Genomic DNA, 7,456 nt, shown 5'->3' with positions numbered 1-7,456 from the left:
GAGATCACCAGACGCGTTGCGGCGACCCCCCGCCCGGTCCTCATCTGGGGGGAGGCCGGCTCTGGCAAGCGTAGAATAGCAACCCTGGTTCACGCGTTTAGCGACCGCAGGCACGCCAAAACGGCGTTGTTTCATTGCCGCCCCGGTCCGGCGATGGATATACTTGGCCCGTTGTTCGGCGCCGAGCGTCTTGAGAGCGGCAGACGCCAATTGTCACTCCTGGAGGCGTCGAGTGACGGTGCCGTCGTGCTATTGCATGTCGACCAACTTTCGCGCGATGGACAGGAGCGCCTTGCCGATTACCTCGAGACAGGCGGATTTACCCCTCTGAACGGGGTAACTGTCATGCGTTCCAACGCCCGGATCATTGCCACCGCGACCGTGGCCCGAGGCGCTGGTCTTGAAACGGTTCTGTGCGCGCGGCTTCTCGACCTTTTTACCGGGCTGGATGTCCAATTGCCTTCGCTACCCGACAGGCTTGAAGATCTGCCGCAACTCGTTCAACACTTCACCGTCGAAGCCAAAGGAGATTCCAGCGCCCAGACGCTCACGATAGAAAACTCTGCATTCCTTGCGCTCGCGGGGCACGATTGGCCAGGCAATTTGCGCGAGTTGCGGCAGGTCGTGAACCAGCTCGTGACCTTGCCATCAAGTCACATCACCGGTGAGGTGCTAAAGCCGTTGTTGGAGCCACCTTTTGGCGCACGGCCCGCGGCCTCGCTGTCCGAGCGAGACTGGATCATCGAGGGCTTGAAGAGAAACCGGCTTCACCGCGGCAAGACTGCTCGCTCTCTCGGGCTTTCGCGCAAAACCCTCTACAATAAAATCAAGAAACTGCGGATCCTCGAATAAGGCCTCATGCCCGTCGTAGCGGCTGCTTGGCCGTGGCGGCCTGCTCCAGGGAGAACCTCGGTACCGACGACGATCCATGAGAGCCAAGGCTTACGAGCCCGATATCCGATCCAATCGGCAGCGCAAGCGCCTCGGGTCGCAGATAGACGGCCCCATCCAGCTGCGAACCAAGCCGTTGCTCCGCTGCTGTCATCTTTGCCTCGTCCGCCGCGATAAACAGGACTTTGAACCCGCGCCTTGCAAACCACTCCATACGGCGAAGCTCGAGCTCCTGACCGCGATCGAGCGGCACTCCTGCCGATGTCCGTTCAATCATGCAGGCTGGCGGAAAATTCGTCACTCCGGTCATCTTTGCATCCTGTAACAGATCTCCGAGATCTTCCCAGCAGGCAAAGGGATCGATCATGACGACGGCCGCATAGCAGCAAGGGGGCGCCTTGGGGCTCGCGTGCAAGTCCCGCACGAGGCAGTCGTTCCAGTCGATGACAGGAAGTGTAGCCATGACGAGCATGGCATTCTGCGGAAGAGTCCGCAGTGACGGCGCATAGATCGTTATCTGATCACCGCGAGGCGAGGGGAGACTTGCGGCAAGGCGACCAAAGACATTGGCTCTCACGGTTCTACCCAATCCTACCCATTTGAACCTTTCGCCGATCTTACACGCCATTCCATCGAGGTCTAGACCACCACTCGTCGATCTTTGGGGGAGCAATGTCATGTCTTTCTTCGGCGGGGGAGCCGGGCTCGGCTGGATGCGATGAACGCTAACGCCGTCATAGCCGTTCTTGCTTGAGTAGCCTCTCCGCGCCTTGCTGTGAGCCGGATACGATTTGCCGATGCTGCCCGAGTTCGGCTCGTTCTGAAAAAGGGCCCGTGAAGCGTCTCGGGTAGAAAATTCCGGGCGAGCTATCGCTGCGTCCTACGGATCCGCTAGCAGACCGGCTCGTCTGCTTCCTCCCTGACTCGCGCCGCTGCTGGAAGATTCCGGCAGCGGCATCTTTTTGTCTCGGAGCGCGCCGACGATGCGGGCGGCCCAAACCACAAAGCTCCGCCAGCTGACGCTCGCCTCCTTGCAAAGGGGAGAGGCGGCTTCCCTCGTTACGGTGGCGCTCAGGATGAAGCGGCTGCTGCTATGGCCGCTTGGAGCTACCCAACTTTACCCAATCGCGCTCGTATCCGGGCTTATGGGCCATTTCACTCCGATCTAGACCTCCAGGTGTCCAGAAACGTCCAGGAGGAAGATCGTGTCTCACCATTACGCGGACGACGAAAGGTCGATCCGGGATGGTCAGCGGTGCGATCCTGCGGGCATGGCCGCGATCGTCGCAACCCTGGACACAAAGGGCCGCGAAACCGCTTATCTCGCGCGCGTCATCGAACAGTGGGGCCGCAAGACTCTTACGATTGATGTAGGCACATCAAACCGGAGGAACAGCAGCGATGCACGCGTGGTTTCACCCGCCGAGGTCTTGCGGGAAATAGCTGCAAGCGCGCGTGAAGAGGTCAAGGAGCTCCTCCGATCAGGTGCGATCGACGCCATCGTCGGCGTGGCGGGCGGCAAAGGCAGCGCGGTCTTCGGTGAAGTTGTATCGGATTTGCCGTATGGATTCCCGAAGCTACTGGTGAGCAGCGCGAGGCCAGCCCTCCTGGCCGAATTGGCCCTCCACAACGACATCATCCTCTATCCGACCCTGGTCGATCTTTTCGGGATCAACGCGTTCACCGAACGCGTTCTGGACAATGCGGGGCGGGCCATTGCGGCGATGCGCTATGTGCCCGCTCAGGATCGGCGGAAGAAGAAGACGGTTGCGATCACGGCCTTTGGGGTCACGACGCCGGCGGCAAATCGCTGTGTCGCGCGGCTGGCAGAGGCAGGCATCGACGCGATTGTCTTTCCGGCCAATGGCGCCGGGGGCCGCAAGATGGAGCAGCTCGTGTCCGCCGGCGAGTTCGATGCGGTGCTCGATCTGACCACAACCGAGCTCGCTGACGAGCTTGTCGGCGGCACCGCTAGTGCGGGTCCGGGTCGGCTCAAAGCAGCATCTCGCCGCATGATTCCGCAGCTCATCGCCCCGGGGGCCGTCGATATGGTAAATTTTGGCCCTCCCTCGAGCGTGCCTGCCGAGTTCAAGGAGCGCCAATTCTATTCGCATACCCCCTTCACGACGCTCATGCGTACGACCGTCTCGGAGAATGAGCGCATAGGCAGGCTCACAGCCGAGCGCCTTTCGCAAGCAAAGGCGCCCGCCCTCGTTCTGTGGCCGGTCAAGGGGGTCTCTGACTATGACCGGGACGGCGGCATCTTTCGAAACCCTGAAGCCGATAGGGCCTGGTTCGACGCGGTCAGGCGACATCTGCCGCGATCGATCATCGCCCGCGAGCTGGATTGTCACATCAATGATCCGGAATTTGCGGAGGCGGCCGCATCGTGGATCGTCGAACAATTGACACCAGGAGATTCATCAGTTGCGGATGTTTGATCGGGCCGAAATACTCGCAAAGATCACAGCTCAAGTTGAGGCTGGAAAGGCAGTGCTTGCCGCGGCGAGCAGTTGCGGCCTCGTCGCAAAATGCGCAGCTCTCGGCGGCGCCGACATGCTCGTGGTCTACAGCACCGGGCTGTCGCGGTTGATGGGGCTGCCGACGAGCCGGATCGGCGATTCCAATGCGCGCACGCTCGAGCTCGCGGCGGAGATCCGCAACGTCGTCTCCTCGGTTCCTGTTATAGGCGGTGTCGAGGCCTGGGATCCCCTCCGGCTCGAGCTCGATGATCTCTTGGACAAGTTCTGGGCTGCCGGATTCTCCGGCGTGATCAATTACCCGACCATTTCAACGATGGGTGAGAAATGGCGCGAGCGTCGTGGCCGCGTCGGGCTCGGCTTCGAGCGTGAGGTCGAGCTGATCGCGGCGGCCCGCAAGAAGAACATCTTCTCCCTCGCCTATGTCGCAAGCCCGCACGATGCCAAGGCGATGGCAGCCGCGGGAGCCGACTGCATTGTCCCACATGTCGGCGCAACGCGCGGCGGGCTTGTGGGTCATGAGGCGGGACAGTCGATCGAAGAGGCCATCAGGCGCATCAACGAGATCAATGCTGCCGCTCAAGCCGTTCGGCCGGAAGTCATCCTTCTCTGCCATGGCGGGGCAATCGCCGAGCCCCAGGATACCTCGGAAGTCTACCGGTCTACCGGATGTGTCGGTTTCGTTGGCGCCTCCTCCATCGAACGGATTCCGATCGAGCGGGCGGTGAAAGCTGCAGCCGAAGAATTCAAAGCCGTTCCGCTCCCGCGAAAGCGTCAGCAATCAATGCAGAAATCTGCACCGAGGCAGGAATGAACAACCCGATCACCAAATTGAAACCTAGTACCGCTTCCTCCTCCAAAGCGAACAAGCCGACGCACGATTGGGAGACGGACGTGCTCGTGATCGGCAGCGGCGCTGCCGGGCTGTCCGCGGCGCTCTATGCGGCAAAAGCCGGACTTCGCGTGACGGTATGCGAGAAGTCTGGCCGGCTCGGTGGCACGACCGCCCTCTCGAACGGCATGATCTGGGTTCCATGCTCAATGCAGGCTCGAGCGGCGAAAATCGATGATTCGATTGCGAATGCGAAGATCTATCTGCAACACGAACTTGGCGATTACTATCGCCCCGACTTCGTGGATGCCTATCTTGAAGACGGCCCAACGGCGCTCGCCAGCTTGGAGAATGGGAGTGAAGTCAAGTTCACACTGGCCTCCGCTCCGGATTATCATTCGAGCCAGATCGGCGGGATCGACATGGGCCGGGCGCTGAGCCCCGCAGCTTACGACGGACGGCTTCTCGGCAAGGATTTCGACCTGATAAGTGATCCGATTCGCGTCGTGCTCGGCGGCATGATGATTTCGTCCGGCGAGGTCAGAAGCTTTCTCAATCCCTTCCAGTCGGCTGCCTCGCTCAAGCACGTCCTTCGCCGGGTCAGCCGCTACGCAGGCGACCGGCTGCGCTACAGGAGGGGCACTGAACTCAGTGGCGGCAATGCTCTGATCGCGCGGTTATTGGCAAGCCTTCGCAGATACGACACTGAAATCTGGCCAAGCTGCCCAGCGGTTGATCTGATGAGGGAGGGAGGGAGAGTTACTGGCGCACTCCTCAAGCGGGATCGCACGGATCTCCGCGTCCGAGCCTCGCACGGAGTAATCCTGGCAACCGGTGGCTTTGCGCGGAACGGTAAATTGCGAGCCCAGCTCAGCCGAGCCCACCAGCACAATGATACGCTGGCCCACAGCGATGTCACAGGAGACGGCATTGCGCTCGCAGGCAGGCTCGGAGCTGCGATCGATAATGACGTTGCATCGAGTGGATTCTGGACGCCCGTGTCGATCCTCAGGAACGGCCGCTCCTCGCAAGTGGTCCCGTACGGCTGGCTCGATCGTGGCCGTCCAGGTGTCATCGCGGTGGGGCCAAATGCTAAGCGCTTCGTCAATGAATCCAATTCGTACCATGACATCTGTCTTGCCATGTTCAATAGCGGCTATCCGGCGGACAAGCGGTTCTATTTCATCTGCGACAAGGAATTCGTCCGCCTCAGAGGCATGGGACACCTGCTCCCCTGGCCCTGGACTTTGAGTATCAAGAAGTATGCCCGCTTGGGTTACATCGAGATTGGCCGGACGATTGCGGAGCTTGCGGCGGAATTGGGCCTCGACCCGCAAGAGCTCCAAAAGACCGTTGAAGAACATAATGCCCACGCAGCTGAAGGGCGCGATCCGCTTTTCAAACGCGGTGAATCGGCTTTCAACCGAACCCTGGGAGATCCCGCGGTTGGAAAGAAAAACCCGAACCTTGGAGCTATCAAGAACGGGCCATTCATTGCGCTCCCGATTGTCCCGGCGACCCTTGGAACTGCGACCGGCCTGTCAACGGATCCTGGCGGAAGGGTCCTAAATGGAAACGGCGTGCCGATCGCAGGTCTTTATGCCTGCGGCAACGACATGACTTCACCGATGCGTGGGATCTACCCTGGGGCCGGCATTACGATCGGACCAGCCATCGTGTTCGCCTACCGCGCGGTGAACAGCATCGTACAATCCACCCATCAGGGACAGACGGCGGCGGCATCCGGTGCATAAGTGCAGTGTTTTCACCTCTTGGTCCAGCAACGACGGACGGTGGAGAGAGCGAAAGTGCGCAACGTCGGCCAGCTCGCTTTGAATACCTTGTGAGCGGCCCTATCTCGTTTGATGCTGAACTTATCTTCTGAACTAGAGGGGCACGATGCGCCGCTCACGCCATGCCAAGATTGTCGCAACCGTTGGGTCGGCAACCGCATCACCTGAAAAGCTTTGTGCGCTCTATCTTTCGGGGGCTGATACTTTCACGCTGAACTTCAGCCGCGGGGACCCATGACGATCACGCCCGTGTGCTCGTCTCGATCCGTGCGCTGGAGCTGGAATTCAATCGGCCGATCGGCGTGCTGCAGGATCCGCAAGGCCCGAAGATCCGCATTGGCCGGCTCGATGAAGGCAAGCTCGCGCTGGATGCCGGGGAGACGGTCTGCTTCGCGCTAAGAGACAGGCGGGAAGCAGTCAATCCCGCGGCCTCATCCAGAAATATTCGCAGCCGCTTATCCCGGTCAGGCCCTGCTCATTGACGATGGGCGTTCGTCTAGCTAGTCGTCGAAAAGCTCGGTTCTGAACGGAGAATGGCGTGCGTTGTGATCGGCGGCGTCATCCGTGATCACAAGGGCGCCAGCCTGCCAGGCGCGCTGCTCAAGATCTCGCCTCTAACCAAGAAGGATCGAGCCGATCTTGCGTTCGGCCTCGAGCTTGGCGTCGACTGGGTTGCTGTCCTTTGTTCAGAAACCATCTGACCTGGTCGAGGCACGAGCTTTGATCGGTGAGGCCGCCGGTGGCGTTGCCAAGATCGAGACCCCGATGGCGCTTGATCGTATTGGGATATGATCCACTTGTCAGACGCCATCATGGTCGCGCGAGGCGACCTCAGGGTTGAAATCCCCCTGAGGAGGTGCTGGGCCGGCAAAAGGAGTCGTCAGGGCCTGCCGGCTTGTTGCCAAGCCCGTCATCGTCGCAACCCAGATGCCGGACTCGATGATCACTGCGCCGACAGCGACCTTCTCGTTGCCATCGATGCACGCTGTACCGCTCGGCAACAGCTATGGCGGTGTAAGGGAGTGGCTCGGCGTGTAGATCGACGCGCATTACGATATACTCGCAAGGGAGCGGAGAGCCGCATCGAAGCTCACGGGGAGGCAATTGCGAGCCGCATGGGGGATGCTGAACTGGTCGGTGAAGCAGTTGGCCGAGCGAAGCGGGTTATCGTGCGCCGTCATCAGGCGGCTCGAAGAGTACAATGACACGCCTCCCGCATCCGACGATCTGCTGCAGACTCTGTGGACCACGTTTGCGGGTGCGGGAATTGAATTCACATTTCCGCTGGTCGGCAAGCCAGGTGCTCGGCCACAATGACTTGATGCCTTCTCGGTGCTGAACTCACGGCCTGCGGCCATCGCAAATGGTGCGTCAGCTCTTCTGGTTTCCTCCGATAGTTCGGTAGGCGCTAACGACGCGCGCGTTTGCGGGAGCCTGCGGTGAGGGCATGCGGATAGCTC

5 protein-coding genes and 1 pseudogene are annotated in these 7,456 nt (G+C 60.5%); 5 read left to right on the top strand and 1 reads right to left on the bottom strand.

From position 1 onward, the window contains the following. The coding region (locus IF809_RS32525; RefSeq protein ID WP_462839569.1) for a sigma 54-interacting transcriptional regulator at positions 1 to 852 on the top strand (852 nt) is incomplete at its 5' end. A gap of 4 nt (positions 853 to 856) precedes the next feature. Here the strand turns inward: IF809_RS32525 and IF809_RS32520 are convergent. Further along, a complete protein-coding gene (locus IF809_RS32520) occupies positions 857 to 1,363 on the bottom strand; it encodes a hypothetical protein (protein WP_018645264.1) in 507 nt (168 codons plus the stop codon). 799 nt (positions 1,364 to 2,162) lie between these two features. Between IF809_RS32520 and IF809_RS32515 the strand changes: the two genes are divergently transcribed. From IF809_RS32515 to IF809_RS32500, 4 genes and pseudogenes are all read left to right on the top strand, one after another. Next, a complete protein-coding gene (locus IF809_RS32515; protein ID WP_035711506.1) occupies positions 2,163 to 3,332 on the top strand; it encodes a Tm-1-like ATP-binding domain-containing protein in 1,170 nt (389 codons plus the stop codon). Beyond that, positions 3,325 to 4,185 carry a phosphoenolpyruvate hydrolase family protein gene (locus tag IF809_RS32510; protein WP_035711502.1) on the top strand — a complete coding sequence of 287 codons (861 nt, stop codon included), beginning with the start codon at positions 3,325 to 3,327 and terminating at the stop codon, positions 4,183 to 4,185. The genes IF809_RS32515 and IF809_RS32510 overlap by 8 nt, the downstream gene beginning before the upstream one ends. Further along, the gene (locus IF809_RS32505) at positions 4,182 to 5,957 is read left to right on the top strand and encodes an FAD-dependent oxidoreductase (protein WP_049802025.1); all 1,776 of its coding nucleotides are present in this window, start codon (positions 4,182 to 4,184) and stop codon (positions 5,955 to 5,957) included. The genes IF809_RS32510 and IF809_RS32505 overlap by 4 nt, the downstream gene beginning before the upstream one ends. 145 nt (positions 5,958 to 6,102) lie before the next feature. Continuing rightward, positions 6,103 to 6,959 (top strand): annotated as a pseudogene (locus tag IF809_RS32500) (pyruvate kinase); the annotation flags it as partial. Positions 6,960 to 7,456: the final 497 nt, after the last annotated feature.

It is taken from the genome of Bradyrhizobium sp. UFLA06-24 (assembly GCF_054967145.1).
The sequence above is the reverse complement of the archived record's forward strand: the minus strand, read 5'-3'. Positions and strand labels throughout refer to the sequence as shown.

What these genes read in the sequence shown, in the direction of transcription:
- IF809_RS32520 (WP_018645264.1), bottom strand. Translation starts at nt 1,363, where the DNA reads ATGCTCGTCATGGCTACACTTCCTGTCATCGACTGGAACGACTGCCTC.
- IF809_RS32515 (WP_035711506.1), top strand. Translation starts at nt 2,163, where the DNA reads ATGGCCGCGATCGTCGCAACCCTGGACACAAAGGGCCGCGAAACCGCT.
- IF809_RS32510 (WP_035711502.1), top strand. Translation starts at nt 3,325, where the DNA reads ATGTTTGATCGGGCCGAAATACTCGCAAAGATCACAGCTCAAGTTGAG.
- IF809_RS32505 (WP_049802025.1), top strand. Translation starts at nt 4,182, where the DNA reads ATGAACAACCCGATCACCAAATTGAAACCTAGTACCGCTTCCTCCTCC.